This is a genomic window from Pantoea sp. JKS000250 (genome assembly GCF_003201065.1).
Lineage (GTDB): Bacteria > Pseudomonadota > Gammaproteobacteria > Enterobacterales > Enterobacteriaceae > Pantoea > Pantoea vagans.
The window spans coordinates 3946090-3965869 of sequence record NZ_QICZ01000001.1; the positions used below are offsets into that span (position 1 = coordinate 3946090).

Here is a 19780-nt window from a genome sequence, read left to right on the forward strand (position 1 = left end):
CTTATACCGTTATTGTACTCACCTAAAATGATAATGGAAACGGATTGTACTCATCTATGTACTCATTTTAGACTGCGCTTCCATGAGATCATATGAGACAATGTGGAATAAAAAAATCCACGCAAGTGCGTGGATTTTAGAGGTTTTTGTGAGCTTAATGAGATGTTCTGACACCTCATGAGACTACAAATTTATTTTTAGACGTTAAACAGGAAGTTCATCACATCGCCATCTTTCACGATGTACTCTTTACCTTCTGAACGCATCTTGCCGGCTTCTTTTGCGCCTTGCTCGCCTTTGTAGGCGATAAAGTCTTCAAACGCGATGGTCTGGGCGCGGATAAAGCCTTTCTCGAAATCGGTGTGGATTTTACCGGCTGCCTGTGGAGCAGTGGCGCCAACCGGGATGGTCCAGGCACGCACTTCTTTCACGCCAGCGGTGAAGTAGGTCTGCAGGTTCAGCAGCGAGTAACCGGCGCGGATAACGCGGTTCAGGCCAGGCTCTTCCAGTCCCAGCTCCGCCATGAACTCTTCACGATCTTCATCTTCCAGCTCGGCAATGTCCGACTCAACGGCGGCGCACACCGGCACGACGACTGAACCTTCTGCTTCAGCAATCGCACGCACCTGATCCAGGTACGGGTTGTTCTCGAAACCATCTTCATTGACGTTGGCAATGTACATCGTTGGTTTCAGGGTCAGGAAGCTCAGGTAGCGGATGGCCGCTTTGTCGTCCGCATCCAGATCCAGTGAACGCAGCATGCCCGCTTCAGAAAGATGCGGCAGGCACTTCTCCAGCGCAGCCAGCTCGGCTTTGGCATCTTTATCGCCGCCTTTGGCTTTCTTCTGCACACGCTGAATCGCACGTTCACAGGTTTCAAGATCGGACAGTGCCAGTTCGGTGTTGATGACGTCAATATCTTCCGCCGGGTTCACTTTACCTGCCACGTGGATGATGTTGTCGTTTTCAAAGCAGCGCACCACGTGGCCGATCGCTTCGGTTTCGCGGATGTTGGTCAGGAACTGGTTACCCAGGCCTTCACCTTTGGACGCCCCTTTTACCAGGCCCGCGATATCGACGAATTCCATGGTAGTCGGTACCACGCGCTGTGGTTTAACAATCTCAGAAAGCTGGTCGAGACGCAGGTCAGGCATGGGTACCACGCCGGTGTTTGGCTCAATGGTACAGAACGGGAAGTTAGCCGCTTCGATGCCCGCTTTAGTCAGCGCGTTAAACAGAGTGGATTTACCGACGTTCGGCAGGCCCACGATACCGCATTTGAATCCCATGGTTTGATACCCTTTATAACTGGATGGACAGCGCGCCAGAGGGCGGACTGTCGGAGACGAATGGAAAAATTTCGCGCATTATACACGGAATCACGACGATTCGGGCGTTTAAGCAGGCCTGAAGGCGTGCAGCCGGTTCATTGCCTTGATGCGATCCTCTTTCAGCCACAGTTCGGTGCAGCGCGCCGCCTCATCAATGGCATCATCAATCAGCTTCTGCTCGCTGGCGGGCGGCTTGCCCAGCACAAATCCGGTCACCTTGTTGCGATCGCCGGGATGCCCGATACCGATGCGCAGCCGATGGAAATTATTGTTGTTGCCCAGCTTGCTGATGATGTCTTTCAGGCCGTTATGGCCGCCATGGCCGCCGCCCTGCTTGAACTTCGCCACACCGGGTGGCAAATCGAGTTCATCGTGCGCCACCAGAATCTCTTCTGGTGTGATGCGATAAAAGGTCGCCATTGCCGCCACCGCTTTACCACTCAGGTTCATAAAGGTGGTCGGCACCAGCAGGCGCACATCCTCGCCGGCTATCGCCAGGCGGGCGGTGTAGCCATAGAATTTGCTTTCCTCTTTCAGTGACTGATTGTGGCGCTCAGCCAGTAGATCCAGATACCAGGCACCCGCATTGTGGCGTGTGGCGGCATATTCAGCCCCCGGATTGGCCAGTCCCACAATCAGTTTAATGCTGCTCACAATGATTATCCTGCTGTTATCGCGAAAGGGCGTTAGTTTACTTCGCCACAGGCGAGATGACAAAGCACAAGCATTGAAATGGTTCAGAACGGTGATTAATCATTTTCTATCTAAATCAACAGGCTGCAATCAGGGCCAGGTCATTCTTTATAGCTGATGTGTGATCCAGTCCGCAACGTGGACCTCAGCCATTGCCTAAACTTATGGCACTTAACATTGTGTGCGGTTATTAACTCATATGGATGGAGGTGCAGCATGAAACATCAACACTGCCGCGTAGCGGGTAACAGCTTGATGGTACTGGGATTAGTCACAATGGTGCTGGGTGTTGGGTTTTCAATCATGAACCAGCTGCCAACACTCGATTTGCCGCAGTTTCTGGCGCAGGGTGCCATTCTGAGCATCTTTATTGGCGCACTGATGTGGCTGGTTGGCGCGCGTATCAGTGGCCGTGAAAAAATTGAAGATCGCTATTACTGGCTGCGTCACTATGACAAGCGCTGCCGCCGGTCACACAATTCCCACCACTAACTGATGGCTGCCGGGACCGGATGCTGCGCTGTGCAGTTCCGGCCACTGGCTTTGGCGTGATAGAGCGCCGCATCAGCAAGCGCCAGTAAACTCTCAAAATCCTGCTGGCCGTGCGTGACCGTGGCAAAGCCAATGCTGACCGACCAGGCAATTTCATTGGGTTGCGACGCACAGACCGCCAGCCGGATCGCCTCACACCACGCCTCTGCATCCCCTGCTTCAGCCGGAATGATGGCCGCAAACTCTTCGCCGCCCAGTCGTGCAAAACGCCCCTCAGCCGGTATCAATCCTCTGACAATTTCGCAAAAGTGAATCAAAATCTGGTCGCCCTGATGATGGCCATACCGATCGTTGATGCTTTTAAAATGATCGAGGTCGAATAGTATCGCGCTGAACGGCCGGTTCTGACGGCGGCACCGCGCCACTATTTTCTCCGCTTCAGCAAATAGGGCGCGGCGATTCCAGACGCTGGTCAGCGGATCGTGTAGGGAAGTGTGTTTTAACGCGATCTGCATCCGCTCATTTACCATGGCCAGAATGGTAAACGTCAGGCCGATGACAAACAGAATGGATTCCAGAATCACGTAAACCGAGAAGTCCGATCCGCCAATCGCCCCAGGTTGTGTACTGGGAATGGCGCTATCCAGAAACAGGCGCGCCAGATGAAACAGCAGGTGGATCCACAACAGCAACTGGGCAGGCCAGAAAGTGGCTTTCAGCGTGTCACGCGCCTGCCAGACCAGCTGGATCAGTGCGGCAGTATAAGCAACGCAGGCGATACACAATACCAGTACCCGTTTGGGTAAGCTGTAATAAAACGCCGGAAAGCAGCAGAGGAGTGCCCAGAGCAGAGCACCCAGTAGCCAGTGCGTGCCGATAGGTTTACCGCAGAAGCGCCGGAACGCATTTAATAATCCGCCATAAGCGAGCATCACTAACACATTGCCCACTGCAACCGGCAGAAAATGCAGGCCGCTGCTGCGCAAACTGCTTAAGAATACGGCAATCAGGGTGAAAATCAGTGACAGGCAGGTGAAGCCAAGAACGCGGTCATAGTGCGACCCAACCCAGGCAAAAACCATAATGATGCTCAGAAACCCCAGTACATAGAGCTCGCAGACAAACAATGTGTAGATATCGAGGCTCATGGTGGCTGAATTCTGATGGGAAATGCGCAGCAAATTACCACTTAACGCTTAACGGCAGAAGCGGGGGAACATCGCGTTTTAGTAAAAGAGTGGGAGGCGTTGAAAATAGGGGATTAAAAGGAAATTTATCGGGGAAAAGTCAGAAAAAAAAGCGCGTTAATCCATACGGCAGAGATAAAAAAACCGGGCACAGGGCCCGGTTCCGCGAAGATTAATGCTCGAACATCGCCGAGATCGATTCTTCGTTACTGATGCGGCGAATCGCTTCGGCCAGCATGCCAGATAAGGTCAGCGTGCGCACATTCGGCAGTGACTTAATCTCGTCAGAAAGCGGGATGGTATCGCAGACGATGACCTGGTCGAGTACAGATTTACGCAGGTTTTCAACCGCATTGCCGGAGAAGATCGGGTGCGTCGCGTAAGCAAATACGCGTTTGGCACCACGTTCTTTCAGCGCTTCAGCCGCTTTGCACAGCGTGCCGCCGGTGTCGATCATATCGTCGACCAGCACGCAGTCGCGGCCAGCAACGTCACCGATAATGTGCATCACCTGAGAAACGTTCGCGCGAGGGCGGCGTTTATCGATGATAGCCATATCGGTGTCGTTCAGCAGTTTAGCGATAGCACGGGCACGTACTACGCCACCAATATCGGGAGAAACAACAATCGGGTTTTCCAGACCGATCTGCATCATATCTTCCAGCAGGATCGGGCTGCCAAATACGTTATCAACCGGGACGTCGAAGAAGCCCTGGATCTGCTCGGCGTGCAGGTCAACCGTAAGAACACGGTCAACACCGACGCTGGAAAGGAAGTCTGCCACTACTTTAGCGGTGATAGGCACACGCGCGGAACGCACGCGGCGGTCCTGACGGGCATAACCAAAGTAGGGGATGACTGCGGTAATACGACCAGCAGAAGCACGACGCAGCGCGTCGACCATCACAACCAGTTCCATCAGATTATCGTTGGTGGGAGCACAGGTGGACTGGATGATGAAAATATCACCACCGCGTACATTTTCATTAATCTGTACGCTCACTTCACCATCACTGAAACGGCCTACAGCGGCGTCTCCCAGGCTGGTGTAAAGGCGATTGGCAATACGTTGTGCTAGTTCCGGGGTGGCGTTACCAGCAAATAGCTTCATATCAGGCACGAGAAGAACCTCAGGCTTTGCGTCCAGAGAATGAACGGCATGACTGTAACCGGCGCGTACGGTCATAGACGTTCACACGGGTGTGTTAATGCGAAACGTGCAGTGTCTGGAACGGGGTGACACTGTCACGCATTCGCTAATCGCCTCGCAGGGTACGCTGTAGCGGCGAGACATTAACGCCCCGGGCTACAAATCCGCGCACCCCATTCGGGGCAAGCTCCAGCACCTGGCGGGCGGCGGACTCGGTGTCAAATTCAGCAAACACACAAGCGCCTGTGCCAGTCAGGCGTGACGGCGCGTATTCTAGCAGCCAGGAAACAAGCGCATCAACCTCGCGAAAACGTTTTCTTACCACTGCTTCACAATCATTGGTGAAGGGTAAGGCTAAAAGCGTCGATAAACTGCGCGATGGCGTATCCCGCGTCAGCCCGGGGTCGTTGAATACCACGGGAGTACTGATGTTCACACCGGGATGGGCGACAAGATACCACTTTTCTTCCGGCGATGCGGGCTGAAGTTTTTCACCCACACCCTCTGCAAAGGCCGCAAAGCCATGCACAAAGACCGGTACATCCGCGCCCAGCTGCACGCCGATTGCCGCCAGCTCACCCGGTGTGAAGCCGGTTTGCCACAGATGATTCAGCGCCACCAGCACGGTCGCCGCATCAGAAGAGCCACCACCGATGCCGCCGCCCATAGGCAGCCTTTTCTCGATAGCAATCTGCGCGCCTGCGCGTGCGGGCATGCGACGGTTGTCCTGTGCCGCCTGTTTCAGCATGGTCGCGGCGCGCACAATCAGGTTGTCCGCATCCGCCACGCCCGGCACCGGCGTTAACAGCTGAACAGAATCGCTGTCATCGACGCTAATCTGCAGTTCATCACCGTAGTCGAGAAACTGAAACAGCGTCTGCAGGTTGTGGTAGCCGTCGGGACGACGGCCAGTGATGTAGAGAAAAAGATTCAGTTTTGCCGGGGCAGGCCAGTGGGTGATCATTGAACGGTCCAGCCGTCCATACGCAGTTTAATCCGCTGGTCACCCTCTTTCAGCTCCAGGCTGGACGGCAGCGGCGGGGTAACCTTGCTGTCGTAGCCCGCAATCGAAACCTGCCAGTTCTGACCGTCGCGGCTGTAGTTGAGGCTGATCAGCTGATAGCTATCGTTAAGCTTATAATCCGTGGCATCGCCCGGCAGACCCATCATCCACTGACGCAGATTCGCCAAAGGAATGTTCATGCCGGTCAGCTGTGAGATCATTTTCTGCGCATCGTTGCTGACGTAGCGCTTGCCTTTGTTATCGACGATCTGCACCACTGAGCCCTGCGCATCAAGCTGCAGTTCGGTGCTGCCGAGCGGATTGGTCAGCAGCAGGCGATAGCGATCGGGCGCGGTCTGTTGCCAGTTGAAGCGGGCGTAGACTTTCTGCTTGTCAGAGAGGTAGGCAAAGGCGCCGCGGGTCTGGTAGTGCGTGACCTTTGAGACCGCCAGCTGATGCTGTTGCCACTGTGGCGCGGTAACGCTGGGGCCGGGACCTTGCGGTTTGTTGACGCTACAGGCCGCCAGCAGCACGCTGGCAAGGGGCAAAAGGCGCAACAGATTGCGTGGTGAATTAAGCATCAAGTGGTCATCTCCTCGGACACATTTATTATTCGTAACGGATAACGCTAACCGTCCCGGTTTTAACCGTCAATGCTGTTATGCAGCAAATTGAGCACGAACAGGTTAATCTTATTACAGTCATAGCCTTTGTATGGCTTTTCTTGATCTGCCGCATCTTGTAGAATGCGCCTCACAAAACCCTGACATTATTGGGACATCCCAACCAAAACCACCATGACGCTGCTCGCTCTCGGAATCAACCACAAGACTGCCCCCATTGCTCTGCGCGAACGCGTTTCGTTCGGGCCGGAGACGCTTGAGCAGGCGCTGAACAGCCTGTTATCACAGCCAATGGTGCAGAGCGGCGTGGTGTTGTCCACCTGTAACCGGACGGAACTCTACCTGAGTGTAGAGCAGCAGGCCGATTTACAGGCGCGTCTGGTGAGCTGGTTATGCAATTATCATCAGCTGGATGAAGAGGATGTACGCCACAGCCTCTACTGGCATCAGGATAATGAGGCGGTCAGCCACCTGATGCGCGTCGCCAGCGGACTTGATTCACTGGTGCTGGGCGAACCTCAGATCCTCGGTCAGGTAAAAAAAGCGTTTGCCGACTCCTCACGTGGTCATGCGCTGAGCAGTGAACTGGAACGCATGTTCCAGAAAACCTTCTCTGTCGCCAAACGCGTGCGCACGGAAACCGATATCGGTGCCAACGCGGTGTCAGTGGCCTTTGCCGCCTGTACGCTGGCCCGTCAGATCTTCGAATCCCTCTCCTCCGTTAATGTGCTGCTGGTTGGCGCGGGTGAAACCATTGAGCTGGTGGCACGTCATCTGCGTGAACATCAGGTCAAAAATCTGATCATTGCCAACCGCACCCGCGAGCGTGCCGAAGCGCTGGCGTCGGAAGTTGGGGCAGAGGTGATTACGCTGGCGGAGATCGATGCCCGCCTGGCCGAAGCCGACATTATTATCTCCTCAACCTCCAGTCCGCTACCGATTATCGGCAAGGGGATGATGGAACGCGCTCTGAAAGCGCGACGTAACAAACCCATGCTGCTGGTCGATATTGCGGTGCCACGCGACGTGGAGCCGGAAGTCGGCGATCTGCCTAACGCCTATCTCTACAGCGTGGATGACCTGCAGGCGATCATCGAGCAGAACCTGGCACAGCGCAAAGCGGCCGCGGTTCAGGCCGAAAGCATCGTGGTTCAGGAAAGCAGCGAGTTCATGGCGTGGCTGCGTTCACAGGGCGCGGTGAATACCATCCGTGAATATCGTTCTCAGGCGGATGATATCCGTGCTGAGCTGGAAGGCCGTGCGCTGCAGGCGCTGCAGCAGGGTGCCGATCCGCAAAAAGTCATGCAGGAACTGGCGCACAAGCTGACCAACCGTTTAATACACGCTCCAACCAAATCACTTCAGCAGGCCGCCCGCGATGGCGATAATGAACGCCTGCAGATTTTACGCGACAGCCTGGGTCTCGATTAGGCGCACCGCTGTCGCCACCTGTTTACGGGAATCCCACATTTAAATGAAAACCTCTATAGTTGCCAAACTGGAAGCCCTGCAGGAGCGCCACGAAGAAGTGGAAGCGATGCTGGGCGATGCTGGCGTGATCGCCGATCAGGAGCGTTTCCGTGCGCTGTCACGCGAATATGCTCAACTGACCGATGTGACCCGTTGTTTCCGCGACTGGCAGCAGGTTCAGGAAGATATCGAAACGGCGCAGCAGATGCTCGACGATCCTGAAATGCGCGATATGGCGCAGGAAGAGTTGCAGGAAGCGCGTGAGAAAAGTGACGTGCTGGAACAGCAGTTACAGGTGCTGTTACTGCCGAAAGATCCCGACGATGAGCGCGCCTGTTTTATTGAAGTGCGCGCCGGAACGGGCGGTGATGAAGCCGCGATCTTCGCCGGCGATCTGTTCCGCATGTACAGCCGCTATGCCGAAGCGCGTCGCTGGCGGGTGGAGATCGTCAGCGCCAACGAAGGCGAGCATGGCGGTTACAAGGAAGTGATTGCCCGCGTCACCGGCGACGGTGCCTATGGCCGCATGAAGTTCGAATCAGGCGGACACCGCGTGCAGCGCGTGCCGGAGACCGAATCACAGGGCCGTATTCATACTTCAGCCTGCACCGTTGCCGTGATGCCGGAAATTCCGGAAGCGGAACTGCCGGAAATCAACGCTGGCGATCTGAAGATCGACACCTTCCGCTCATCCGGCGCAGGCGGTCAGCACGTAAACACCACCGACTCCGCGATCCGTATTACCCACCTGCCAACCGGCATCGTGGTGGAGTGTCAGGACGAACGTTCACAGCATAAAAACAAAGCCAAAGCGCTGGCGGTGCTGGGTTCCCGTATTCACGCGGCAGAGATGGCCCGCCGTCACGCCGCCGAAGCCAGTACCCGCCGCAACCTGCTGGGCAGCGGCGATCGTTCTGACCGTAACCGTACCTATAACTTCCCGCAGGGCCGCGTGACTGACCACCGCATCAACCTGACAATCTACCGTCTGGACGAAGTGATGGAAGGCAAACTCGACAGCCTGATTGAGCCGATTGTGCAGGAGTACCAGGCGGATCAGCTGGCAGCGCTGGCTGGTCAGGACTAATGGATATTCGTCACTGGCTGAAACAGGCTGTCGCCACGCTGTGCGGGGGTGACAGTCCGAAGCGTGACGCAGAGATCCTGTTAGGTTTCGTGATCGGCAAATCGCGCAGCTGGTTAATTGCTTTCGATGAAACGGTGCTCAGCGATGCGCAACTCGACCAGCTGGACAGCCTGCTGGCGCGTCGCGCCCGGGGTGAACCGGTGGCGCATCTGGTGGGCGAGCGTGAGTTCTGGTCGCTGCCGTTACGTGTCAGTGACGCCACGCTGATCCCGCGCCCGGATACCGAACTGCTGGTTGAGCAGGCGCTGGCGCATCTGCCCGCGACTCCCTCGACCATTCTGGATATGGGCACCGGCACCGGGGCGATTGCGCTGGCGCTGGCCAGCGAGCGGCCCGACTGTCAGGTGACCGGCGTGGATCGCATTGAAGCCGCCGTTGAGCTGGCAGGCAGCAATGCAGAACAGCTCAACCTCTCTAATACCACCTTTCTGCTCAGTCACTGGTTTCAGGCGCTGACGCCGCAGCACTTTACGCTCATCGTCAGCAATCCACCCTATATTGATGCCAGCGACACGCATCTGGAGCAGGGCGACGTGCGTTTCGAACCGCGCAGCGCACTGGTGGCGGATGAAGCGGGGCTGGCCGATCTGCGCACGCTGATTGAGCAGGCGCCCGCGTGGCTGCTGCCGGGTGGCTGGCTGCTGCTGGAACATGGCTGGCAGCAGGGTGAGGCGGTGGCCACGCTGATGCAGAATAATGGCTATCACGCCGTTGAAACCGTCAGGGATTACGGCGGTAATCCGCGTGTGACGCTGGGTCAGTTCCCTTCATAAAAGCGCTTTGAAAAGGATTCATGATGTTTGCTTTTTATCCCCTGATTAAAAATCTGCATATCTTAACGGTCGTGCTGACCGTGACGCTGTTCCTGCTGCGGTTTTACTGGCTGCGCCGTGGTTCGGCGATGATGACAAAACGCTGGGTCCGCATTCTGCCGCACGTTAACGATACCCTGTTGCTGGTGACCGGCGTCCTGCTGGTGGTGATTACCCACTTCTATCCCTTCACGCCACAAGGAAGCTGGCTGACGGAGAAGCTTTTAGCGGTTATCATCTACATCGCCTTAGGATTTGTGGCATTGAGTCGCCGTCCACGCACTGATCGCACCCGCTGGATCGCTTTTCTGGTGGCGTTAATCGCCCTGGTGACCATCATTACGCTGGCGCTGACCAAAATGCCGTTATGGGGATAGCATGACCTCGACCGAACAATTAGATTTCAGCCAGACACCGCTGTGTGAAGCGGTGATTGGTGCCACGCTTGCCATCCGCGCCGATTTCCCGGCGGTGTCGGTGGAAGCGCAGCTTGCGGCGTTAGTCGCCGAAGCGCGTGACTATGTCAGCGACATCGAAGATGCTGACATGCAGCTGGAAAAGCTGCTGGAGCTGTTTTATCGCCAGTGGGGATTTTGCGGCGCCAGCGGCGTCTACAAACTTTCTGATGCGCTCTGGATCGACAATGTCTTAAAGACCCGTCAGGGCACCGCCGTGTCACTGGGTGTGATTCTGCTGCACATCGCCGCCGAGCTGGAACTGCCGCTGATGCCGGTGATCTTCCCGACGCAGCTGATTCTGCGCGCCGACTGGATTGATGGCGATAAGTGGATGATTAACCCGTTCAATGGCGAAACCCTTGACCGGCATACGCTGGAGGTGTGGCTGAAAGGCAATATCAGCCCCACCGCGCGTCTGTATGACGATGATCTCGACGAAGCCAAAACCGTCACCGTGATGCGCAAAATGCTCGACACGCTGAAAGCGGCGTTGATGGAAGAGCAGAAGATGGAGCTGGCGCTGAACGTCAGTCAGGTGCTGTTGCGTATCGATCCGGATGATCCCTATGAAATCCGCGATCGCGGTTTGATCTACGCGCAGCTGGAGTGCGAACATATCGCCCTGAGTGATTTAAACTATTTCGTTGAGCAGTGTCCTGAAGACCCGGTCAGCGAAATGATCAAAGTTCAGATTCACGCAATCGAACAAAAACAGGTCACGCTGCACTAAGCGGACCCACTGAAAAGGAAAGGGCATGACACAGAAAGTCGTGAGTATTGGCGATATCAACGTTGCAAACGATCTGCCATTTGTTCTGTTTGGCGGGATGAACGTGCTGGAGTCGCGCGAGCTGGCGATGCGCATCTGCGAGCACTACGTCACCGTGACAAATAAACTCGGTATTCCTTACGTGTTTAAGGCGTCGTTTGATAAAGCGAACCGCTCCTCTATTCACTCTTACCGTGGCCCAGGCCTGGAAGAGGGGATGAAGATTTTCCAGGAGCTGAAGCAGACATTTGGCGTGAAGATTATCACTGATGTCCATGAAGCGGCACAGGCGCAGCCCGTCTCCGAAGTGGTTGATGTGATCCAGCTGCCGGCCTTCCTGGCGCGTCAGACTGACCTGGTGGAAGCGATGGCGAAAACCGGTGCGGTCATCAACGTGAAGAAGCCACAGTTCGTCAGCCCGGGTCAGATGGGTAACATCGTGGATAAGTTCGCGGAAGGCGGCAACGAGCAGGTTATCCTGTGCGATCGCGGCAGCAACTTTGGCTACGACAATCTGGTTGTCGACATGCTCGGCTTTAACGTGATGAAAAAAGTCACCAAAAACAGCCCGGTAATTTTCGACGTGACCCATGCGCTGCAGACGCGCGATCCGTTTGGCGCAGCATCCGGCGGTCGTCGTGCGCAGGTGGCAGAGCTGGCGCGTGCCGGTATGGCGGTCGGCATTGCCGGTCTGTTTATCGAAGCGCACCCGGATCCGGAGCATGCCCTGTGTGATGGCCCATCCGCGCTGCCGCTGGATAAGCTTGAGCCGTTCCTGGTGCAGATGAAAGCGATTGACGATCTGGTGAAGAGCTTCCCGGAACTCGATACCAGCAAGTAAGTTTTCTGCAAAAAAAAGAGCGAATAATCGCTCTTTTTTTTCGCCTGAAATCCGGTGACGTTACAGCATGATGGTCATCAGATAGCCAATAAACAGCGCCAGATGCGCAGCACCGTTCAGAACATTGGTGCGGCCGGTTGAGAAGGAGATCTGACAGAGGATCAGCGATGCCATCATAATCACCATCTGCGGCGGCTCCAGCCCGAATATCAGCTCCTGTCCGGTCAGCGTGGCGATAATGGTCACCGCAGGCACCGTCAGGGAGATGGTCGCCAGCACCGAACCAAAGAACAGGTTCATGGCGCGCTGCACCTGATTCATCAGTACCGCCTTAATCGCGCCCAGGCCTTCAGGGGAGAGGATCAGCAGGGCCACCAGGAAACCGGTGAACTGTGCCGGTGCATTCATCTCCGTCAGCAGGCTTTCCAGCGTGTTGGCGTTCATTTTGGTCACGGCAATCACCGCAATCAGATGCATAATCAGCCAGACGGTGTGCCAGACGCTGCTGTGCGCCGACGGCTTACCATGGTGCGGATCACCATCATCACTATCATCTTCATGCTCATAGACAAACAGGCTCTGATGCGTTTTGGTCTGAATCAGCAGGAAAACGCCATACATCGCCGCGGAAATTGCCGCAATCAGCAGCGCCTGAGTCACCGAGAAATTTCCGCCCGGCAGCGCGTTGGGAAACACCAGCACCAGAATTGCCAGCGGGAAGATAGCGATGAGATATTGCTTCACGCCCGCCAGATTAACGTACTGCGTCGCAAATTTGTTACCGCCCAGCAGCAGCGCAAAACCCACCAGCCCGCCGGTCACAATCATCACTATCGAATAAAGCGTATCGCGCATCAGTCCCGGTGCGGCATCGCCGGTCGCCATCAGCGCTGAGATCAGGCTCACTTCGAGAATCACCACTGACAGACTCAGGATCAGCGAGCCATAAGGCTCACCCAGTCGGTGCGCCAGCACGTCAGCGTGACGCACAACGCTGAATGCGCTGCTCAGAATGGCAACCAGCGCCAGTAAGTTAATACCGACTACGACCGGAAATGAAGTATTTGCACCAAAAAAATAGAGTATACCCAGCGTGATAATGGGAAATATCAGCGAGAATTCCTTGTGACGTGTTTTTTCATGTGAAGGCATTCACCATCCTCTCTGGTTAATGATTATCCGGACGCAGCGGATGCTGTTGTTAGAAATATAATCAGTTTTAAGGCAGGGCGCAGTTTATCTTTTCACCGGCCCGGGTGGGAAAAATTTACTGCTTTTTACTTAAATGCAATAAAGTGCCGAAGGGGTATTAACCTGATATTATCTCAAATATTGCAATAGTAATCAGTCTACAACAATTATGACTTATGCACCTATGTGGTCTCATTCTGCCGGGAAATCGGCTTATCATTATGATTTGCAGGGTCAGCACCTGATTTTTCATCTGAAGCGCTAATAAGTCGCTGTTTGTATTTTTGCTGGCCTGCGCCAGGCTTAGTGTGAATCCATAAACTGAGGAGCCGTTATGCCTTACGCTAACCGAGCCGACTTACCTGACAATGTAAAACATGTGCTTCCTGCGCACGCGCAGGATATCTATCAACAGGCCTTTAACAGCGCATGGGATCAGTATAAAGAGGCTAAAGATCGCCGCGGCGATGATTCACGGGAAGAGGTCGCGCATAAAGTCGCCTGGGCCGCCGTGAAGAAAGAGTACGAAAAAGGCGACGATGATAAGTGGCACCCTAAACGTTAACCCGGCGGCTAGCCAGTTTGCGGTAAAGGGCCAGGATTATCTGGTCCTTTTTTTTGTCTGTGCTATCAGGTTTATCTGGTTTTTTTTAACCTGCGACCGGAATCACGCTTGAAACCCCGCGCGTAAATAGATTAATGTCAATTTGATGATCGAAACGCAGTGCTGTTTTGGCGTCATGTTACAGGAGCCATTCTGCAGGACGCTGTTGAAGTCGAGGAGGTCGCATTGCTTACCCGGGAATTTCTGTTAAAAGCGGATTGTAAAACGTCATTCGGGGATATCGATGAGACGCTGCTCTGGAGTTGCGAGCAGCGCGCGGCTTCGCTGGCAGCCACGCTGGCCTGCCGTCCCGATCACAGTCCGGTCTGGATCTTTGGCTACGGCTCGCTGATGTGGAACCCGATTTTTGAGGCGGACGAAGTCGCGTCCGGTTCGCTGGAAGGCTGGCATCGCGCTTTCTGTCTGCGGCTGATTGCCGGACGTGGCACCGCCACGCATCCTGGCCGCATGCTGGCGCTGAAGCAGGGTGGCCGCACGACGGGACTGGCATTTCGTCTGCCGGAAGCGCGGTTACATGAAGAGCTGGCGCTGCTGTGGAAGCGGGAGATGATCACCGGCTGTTATTTACCGACATGGTGTGAGTTACAGCTGGAGGATGGCCGCAGCGTCACTGCGCTGACCTTTATTATGGACCCGCGCCATCCGCTCTATGAATCGGACTCCTGCCCGGAGGCGATTGCGCCTTTAATTGCCGCAGCAAGTGGCCCGCTGGGATCGAATGCACAGTATCTGTTTGCGCTGGAAGAAGAACTGACCCGGCGCGGCATGGAAGAAGAGAGTCTGAGCCGGCTGGCGCATCAGGTGAGGACGTTACAGCAATCCTGCCTCAGGCAGGCCTGAGCAGGGCCGGCCGCAAAGAAAAGGGCGCGACAATGTCGCACCCTTTTACGATCGATCCGGGGATTAGTTACCCGGATTAATCAGCCAGGTGCCGGGCTTATCGATCGTCAGAGACTGGCTGTGCATCTCACTGCCATTCTTCACGTCAATTTTATACTGTCCTGCCGCCAGATTCAGCGCGGCAAAGCCGCTGCTGCCGGGTTTAACCTCAACCGGCTGTCCATTCAGCACCACGCTTTCACCGCTTTCCAGCTTAAGATAAACCGTCGCCAGGGCAGCAGGCACGGCGGCTGGCGGCGGAGCTGATGCAGGTGTCTGCGTCGCGGCTGCCAGGTTGTTAACGACATCCGGTGTGGCACTGTGGCGATTAGCCAGCCAGACGGTGACGACCACGGCCAGAAGCGCCACGGCAGCCAGCCCTGGTAAGCCTGGCGACAGCCGCCGCACCGTACGCGGCGTTACCGGCTCCGCTGACGCCGCAGCGTGATTCATCGCCATCACCACCGGCGGGGCCGCTTCAACCGGCTCCTCGACGGGCAGCACAGGCGGCTCGCCCGGCACCGGGAAGCTGTTTACCACGGCTTCCACATCACTGACCGGCAGATCAATCAGTGCCGCAAAGGCGTCAATCGTTTGCGGACGATCGCCGGGTTTCATGGCCAGCGCGCAGTCAATGGCATGCAGCAGCGGCAGCGAGTAGCCTTCTGGCTGACGTTCCACCAGCGGCTGATAATTATCTTCAATACAGCGCACCACACTGACTGGCGGTGGATTACCGGTAATCAGGCTGTGCAGCACCGCGCCCAGCGCGTAAATATCGGTCCACGGTCCCTGTTCGACTTCGCCTTCTTCGCTGTACTGCTCAATCGGCGCAAAGCCTGGTTTAAGCATGATTTCGGTTTCGTCAGAGAGGTTGCCAATCTCTTTACGCGCCGAGCCGAAGTCCAGCAGCACCGGCAGCTGGTTTTCCTGAATCTGGATATTATCGAGCGAGATGTCGCGATGCAGATAGCCGGCCTGATGGATGGTGCTGATAGCTCCCAGCAGCGGCGGCAGCAGGCGGCGGATCCAGGCTTCAGAAATCGAGGCCGGGCTGGTCAGTTGCCACTCTTTCAGCGTCATCCCGCTGTAGTAAAGCGTGCCCATATAGGCGGTGCCGTTCTGTTCCCAGAAGCGCAGCACGTGCAGCAGACCGGGATGATTGAAGCGGGCCAGCAGACGCGCTTCCTGAATAAAGCTGGTCAGCCCGGCATTAAACAGCTTCTGGAAACGTTCACCGCGCAGCTCCAGCGTTAAGTCGGCGGCACGGACAGCCAGCGACACGGGCATATACTCTTTAATGGCAATAGTACGTTCAAGCTGGTGATCCCACGCGCGATAGACGATGCCGAAGCCGCCGCCTCCGATCACTTCCTTGATCTCAAATTCATTAAAACGGTATCCGTCAGGCAGGGCATTCGGAACGGTTTTCGGATTATCATTTGCCGACATAGTGAACTCTCTGTACACGGCCTGGTCGTCAGGCTGCGCGGTAATTAATTGATGTTACGCCAGGCACCAATGGCAGGATCAACCAGATCCGCGTGCAGGGTGTCGATGAGTAACACATTCACTTTTTGCTGTGGCATGAAATAGGGCGCCCACTGGCTGCGCAATGTATCGACTCGCGATTTCACAGCGTCAGCGTCCTGCTGCGCAGCATTCTTATCCATCTTTATTAACAGCGCACCATTGAAGCGCCAGACATGCTGCCGGGCATCAAAGGGCAGCACCAGCCAGCTATCTGGCGTATCCGGGCGTGTCACAATCATGCGCTGATTATTCGCGGCAATGACTTCCAGCTTGCTGTCCGGAATAGTCAGATTGGCGATGGGGTAACCCTGATAAAAGGTGACCGCAACCGGCGTCGGGTGATCCGCTGTCGCCAGCGTCAGTTCACTTTTGCCTTCTGCCCAGCCGTCAGGTGAGCACTGCTGCTTGCTGACATCCGGGATGAACAGGGTCCGCGCATTCTCATCCCAGGCGGTGCGGAAATGGCAGCCGCTGGGGAGATCAAAATGTTGCAGCGGCGTGCTGTTGGCGGGCCGTGACAGGTCGAGCGGGGCGGCATTGCTGTCACTCGCGCTGGCGGTTGCATCCGCCATCACAATCGGGCGCCAGTTCTGCAACTTGCTGGCGCTGCCGCTGGCCAAAACGCCACCTTCTTTATTGGTCATCTGCCAGGGCAGTTCGTCCAGTAAGCCGCACTGATTCGCGAGCAGGGTGCCCACGCGCGGTAAAAAGGTGGTCAGCACGGCCGAATCCTTGCTTTTGCCAGAGACGATACGCAGCGGCAGCGTCTCTTTACACCAGTCGTCAGGCGCTTTACTCACCACATTATCGATATAAACCTCCAGCGCCAGGCTGGGGGAGTAGACCACACGATAATTTTCAGCCTGGGCGTTAAAGGCAATCAGCAGAGTGATGATGCCGGGCAACCACAGTTTCATAAGGATCCTTGGAATCAAAAACGAGGCGGCAGAAAGCGCGCCGAATCAGCCAGTGAATAGAGCAGTGTTGCCTCCTCCGGCTCACCAATCCAGACCGCCAGTGCGCTGAGATTATCTTTCTTAACGTTGCGGCTTACCGCCTGTTCCATCAGAGCCAGCCACTCTTCGCAGGCATTCACCATGCGCAGTGCCTGTTCCATTTCACTACTGTTCAGATTCAGCCAGAAGCCATCGGTGCAGACCAGAAAAGCGTCCCCATCCTCCAGCGCAATCTCCTGCGAGAAGCTGACTAAGCGAGGCGGCTCAGCGCCGAGCGCATTATAGAGTAAATTACTGTTAATCCCGGTATTTTCATAGCCCGCTTCTTTCAGCTGCTGGGCCAGACTGTGGTCCCGGGTCACCTCGTGAAGCACGCCCCGTCGGAAGTGGTAAACCCGGCTGTCACCGGCATGCGCCCACCATGCACGCTGTTTCTGGCGGTCGATAAACAGGGCTGCCAGCGTGGTGCTCATGCGGGAATATTTCGGATTTTTACCCTGTGCCTCATGCAGCGCTAAGCGGCACTGTTCGATCGCCTGGTGGGTGATTTCCGGCGTAAAGTCGGTGTGCGCCTGTATCTGGCTCAGCAGCGTGTCGCGCACCAGCTGTGCCGCCATCTCGCCGCCGGGCAGACCGGCCACGCCATCGCAGACCACAAAACAGGCTTTTCGCTCATCCAGCTCGGCACCGGTGCGATCCTGATTCTCATCGCGTAGCCCCTGCTGGCAGCGGCTGGCAAAAACGATTTTCATGCGTCGTCCACCCGCGTCTGAGAATCTTTATACTGATTCACTTCCATGTCATAGGCATGAAGAAAAGCTTCGCCAAACAGCGTATGGAAATCATCTTCTATCTCACCAGCCGTACGCTGGTAATTACGCATGAAGTAGTCCCACAACGCCGCTTTCTTCGCGGTGGAAAACGGCAGTTTTGACACCAGGCCATCGGCGCGCGCCTGCTCTTCCAGCCGCTGCGGATTAAAGGATTGCAGCATCGCCGCAATAATGGCGCGAATTCCGGCAATCATGCCCAGCTGGTGGGCCTGCAGATCGACCAGCGCATCGCGCACTGCCTGCTCCGGCGGCATAAATCCGGGCATCTGGCTCTGATACATCTGCATCAGCACGGTTTTGCCGGAGGGCAGGATCTTGAACGGGTTGTTGGCCTCATTCAGAATCATGGTCATGTCCGCTTTCACGCCCCGTTTGAGAATGGAACGTGATGAGAGCAGCGCCACGGTGCCCTGAGAAAAGAGGCTCAGCATCCGGCCGGTAATGCGCATCTGCTCTTCGTCAACCGGCGTGGCGTGACCGTTGCTCAGCCCCATGCCGTCCAGCAGGGCGGCGATGAGCCGATCCTGATCCACCGGCTGTGCTGTCAGCGCCCGGCGCGGCTCACTGGCCTGCGGATCGATCGCCAGCCGCGCATCACTGTGCCGCTCATGACGTGAAGGCGGCACGTCGTTGACCAGCAGCCGATCCTCAACCTCATGATGTTCGTGAATACCCAAAGGATTCGCGGGCCGGGCGCTGTCACCCGCAAACAGCGCCAGCGGATCGCTCTGCGCGTTCTGGCAGGCGGGATCGCGCACTTCCAGCGCATAATCACCGATGCGCAAGGCGTCGCCGTGCTTCAGCAGCACCTGCATGCCGCGACCCAGCGTAATGCCGTTATGCTCGACCGGCGTTACGCTGCCCTGGTTGGTCAGCCGGCACTCCCCGTCATGCGACAGGTGAACCAGCGCCTGCAGGCGCGAAATAGCCCGCGTCTCATCCGGCAGCACCAGATCGTTGTCCTGACTGCGGCCAATGGTGCCGCCAGGCGGTTGAAACGCGACGCTTCTGACCGGAACATCCGTAGTGCATTGCACGATGGTAAATTGCATGATTTATCCCAGATTGAACGGCAAACGCATCCGGCCTCACTCGAACATCGGAGGATAGAGGCCATTACGTCCCGGCTGTGCACCTGCCGCCGGGTTAAACAGTAACGAAAACAGTTGCGCCGTGAGGTTGCCGCTGTGCTTGTGGGTCGCATGGGCAAAACCATCACTGCGATTACTCCACCAGTAGCTCATATGCTGCTGAGGGTCGAAACGTTCGGCCACTTCACGCCAGCTCAGCGTGCAGGGCAGATCCTGAAAACCGATCACATCCATAATCTCTGAGGGCTTCCTGGCAGGCACCAGCAGCGGCGGCAGCGCCTGTATCTGCTGCTCTAACTGCTCGCCGTCCAGCGGCGTCTGAACCGCCCGTAACAGGGTTGCGCCAAGATCCTGAAACCAGTCACCGGAGATGGTCAGCTGAGCCGGATGCCACTGCGCCAGCGGAAAGCTGTGCAGTGCCAGCAGCGGCCAGGCGCGGCCGACGCGGTCACAGGAGGGCAGCAGACAGCCCATCTGTACGTGTGGCCGGGTCGCGGTCACCGGCAGGACAAAGTTCCATACCGGCGCGTGAAGAAAGTTCGCGCTGTATGACCAGGCCTGCTGATGCCAGTGTATTAATCCCTGCTGGAACCAGTGATTCCACGGGCTAATCTGTTGCTCACTCAGACGACGGTGCAGAAAGTCACCGGTCGACGGCAGCTTGCCGTACCAGCCGGGGGCGGTGTAAGCAGCCAT

At 56.2% G+C, this 19780-nt stretch carries 21 protein-coding genes; 9 read left to right on the forward strand and 12 right to left on the reverse strand.

Annotated features, from left to right (window positions below; all coding sequences use genetic code 11):
• Window positions 1-197: 197 nt before the first annotated feature.
• Window positions 198-1289, reverse strand: coding sequence for a redox-regulated ATPase YchF (gene ychF, locus BY447_RS18665; RefSeq protein WP_013357612.1), 1092 nt, complete (start codon window positions 1287-1289; stop codon window positions 198-200).
• Window positions 1290-1397: 108 nt separating this feature from the next.
• Window positions 1398-1985, reverse strand: coding sequence for an aminoacyl-tRNA hydrolase (pth, locus tag BY447_RS18670; protein WP_013357613.1), 588 nt, complete (start codon window positions 1983-1985; stop codon window positions 1398-1400).
• A 255-nt stretch (window positions 1986-2240) separates the two neighbouring features.
• On the opposite strand from pth, the gene ychH reads away from it, so the two are divergent.
• Window positions 2241-2516, forward strand: a complete 276-nt coding sequence (gene ychH / locus BY447_RS18675; RefSeq protein WP_107319595.1) for a stress-induced protein YchH — start codon at window positions 2241-2243, stop codon at window positions 2514-2516.
• On the opposite strand, the gene BY447_RS18680 is transcribed toward ychH, so the two are convergent.
• The 4 genes from BY447_RS18680 to lolB all read right to left on the reverse strand — a co-directional run bounded on the left by BY447_RS18680 (window position 2513) and on the right by lolB (window position 6437).
• A complete protein-coding gene (locus tag BY447_RS18680; RefSeq protein WP_110331801.1) occupies window positions 2513-3664 on the reverse strand; it encodes a GGDEF domain-containing protein in 1152 nt (383 codons plus the stop codon). The two genes, ychH and BY447_RS18680, sit on opposite strands and share 4 nt — an antisense overlap.
• A 211-nt stretch (window positions 3665-3875) precedes the next feature.
• Window positions 3876-4823: a ribose-phosphate diphosphokinase gene (gene prs / locus BY447_RS18685; protein ID WP_003850825.1), complete on the reverse strand. Its 948-nt coding sequence runs from the start codon at window positions 4821-4823 to the stop codon at window positions 3876-3878.
• A 136-nt stretch (window positions 4824-4959) separates the two neighbouring features.
• Window positions 4960-5817, reverse strand: coding sequence for a 4-(cytidine 5'-diphospho)-2-C-methyl-D-erythritol kinase (gene ispE / locus BY447_RS18690; RefSeq protein ID WP_110331802.1), 858 nt, complete (start codon window positions 5815-5817; stop codon window positions 4960-4962).
• The gene (gene lolB / locus BY447_RS18695) at window positions 5814-6437 is read right to left on the reverse strand and encodes a lipoprotein insertase outer membrane protein LolB (RefSeq protein ID WP_110331803.1); all 624 of its coding nucleotides are present in this window, start codon (window positions 6435-6437) and stop codon (window positions 5814-5816) included. The genes ispE and lolB overlap by 4 nt, the downstream gene beginning before the upstream one ends.
• 216 nt (window positions 6438-6653) lie before the next feature.
• Between lolB and hemA the strand changes: the two genes are divergently transcribed.
• Genes hemA through kdsA form a run of 6 tightly spaced genes read left to right on the forward strand, consistent with a single transcriptional unit; the run spans window position 6654 to window position 11976 of the window.
• Window positions 6654-7910 (forward strand): glutamyl-tRNA reductase, encoded by a 1257-nt coding sequence (gene hemA / locus BY447_RS18700; protein WP_110331804.1) that lies wholly within the window; start codon window positions 6654-6656, stop codon window positions 7908-7910.
• A gap of 43 nt (window positions 7911-7953) precedes the next feature.
• Complete coding sequence (gene prfA, locus BY447_RS18705; RefSeq protein ID WP_013357620.1) at window positions 7954-9036, forward strand: peptide chain release factor 1; 1083 nt, start codon at window positions 7954-7956, stop codon at window positions 9034-9036.
• Entirely contained in the window at window positions 9036-9869 is an 834-nt protein-coding gene (prmC, locus tag BY447_RS18710) for a peptide chain release factor N(5)-glutamine methyltransferase (protein WP_110331805.1), read from the forward strand. The genes prfA and prmC overlap by 1 nt, the downstream gene beginning before the upstream one ends.
• A gap of 23 nt (window positions 9870-9892) precedes the next feature.
• The gene (locus tag BY447_RS18715; protein WP_013357622.1) at window positions 9893-10285 is read left to right on the forward strand and encodes a SirB2 family protein; all 393 of its coding nucleotides are present in this window, start codon (window positions 9893-9895) and stop codon (window positions 10283-10285) included.
• Window position 10286: 1 nt separating this feature from the next.
• On the forward strand, window positions 10287-11096 hold the full coding sequence (gene sirB1 / locus BY447_RS18720; RefSeq protein WP_033732389.1) for an invasion regulator SirB1: 810 nt from the start codon (window positions 10287-10289) through the stop codon (window positions 11094-11096).
• Between the two features lie 25 nt (window positions 11097-11121).
• Entirely contained in the window at window positions 11122-11976 is an 855-nt protein-coding gene (kdsA, locus tag BY447_RS18725; protein WP_013357624.1) for a 3-deoxy-8-phosphooctulonate synthase, read from the forward strand.
• A gap of 60 nt (window positions 11977-12036) precedes the next feature.
• Here kdsA and chaA read toward each other — a convergent pair whose 3' ends face one another.
• Window positions 12037-13128 carry a sodium-potassium/proton antiporter ChaA gene (gene chaA / locus BY447_RS18730; protein WP_110331806.1) on the reverse strand — a complete coding sequence of 364 codons (1092 nt, stop codon included), beginning with the start codon at window positions 13126-13128 and terminating at the stop codon, window positions 12037-12039.
• A 373-nt stretch (window positions 13129-13501) separates the two neighbouring features.
• On the opposite strand from chaA, the gene chaB reads away from it, so the two are divergent.
• Both chaB and BY447_RS18740 read left to right on the forward strand, forming a co-directional pair.
• Window positions 13502-13732, forward strand: coding sequence for a putative cation transport regulator ChaB (gene chaB / locus BY447_RS18735; RefSeq protein WP_013357627.1), 231 nt, complete (start codon window positions 13502-13504; stop codon window positions 13730-13732).
• A 225-nt stretch (window positions 13733-13957) separates the two neighbouring features.
• The gene (locus tag BY447_RS18740; protein WP_167493432.1) at window positions 13958-14632 is read left to right on the forward strand and encodes a gamma-glutamylcyclotransferase; all 675 of its coding nucleotides are present in this window, start codon (window positions 13958-13960) and stop codon (window positions 14630-14632) included.
• Between the two features lie 63 nt (window positions 14633-14695).
• Here the strand turns inward: BY447_RS18740 and BY447_RS18745 are convergent, their stop codons facing one another.
• Genes BY447_RS18745 through tagF form a run of 5 tightly spaced genes read right to left on the reverse strand, consistent with a single transcriptional unit; the run spans window position 14696 to window position 19780 of the window.
• Complete coding sequence (locus tag BY447_RS18745) at window positions 14696-16123, reverse strand: serine/threonine protein kinase (protein WP_110331807.1); 1428 nt, start codon at window positions 16121-16123, stop codon at window positions 14696-14698.
• A gap of 44 nt (window positions 16124-16167) precedes the next feature.
• Window positions 16168-17121, reverse strand: a complete 954-nt coding sequence (locus tag BY447_RS18750) for a hypothetical protein (protein WP_013357630.1) — start codon at window positions 17119-17121, stop codon at window positions 16168-16170.
• A gap of 14 nt (window positions 17122-17135) precedes the next feature.
• On the reverse strand, window positions 17136-17912 hold the full coding sequence (locus tag BY447_RS18755) for a PP2C family protein-serine/threonine phosphatase (protein WP_110331808.1): 777 nt from the start codon (window positions 17910-17912) through the stop codon (window positions 17136-17138).
• Window positions 17909-19045, reverse strand: a complete 1137-nt coding sequence (gene tagH / locus BY447_RS18760) for a type VI secretion system-associated FHA domain protein TagH (RefSeq protein ID WP_013357632.1) — start codon at window positions 19043-19045, stop codon at window positions 17909-17911. Before tagH ends, BY447_RS18755 begins: the two co-directional genes overlap by 4 nt.
• A gap of 36 nt (window positions 19046-19081) precedes the next feature.
• Window positions 19082-19780 carry a type VI secretion system-associated protein TagF gene (gene tagF, locus BY447_RS18765; protein ID WP_110331809.1) on the reverse strand — a complete coding sequence of 233 codons (699 nt, stop codon included), beginning with the start codon at window positions 19778-19780 and terminating at the stop codon, window positions 19082-19084.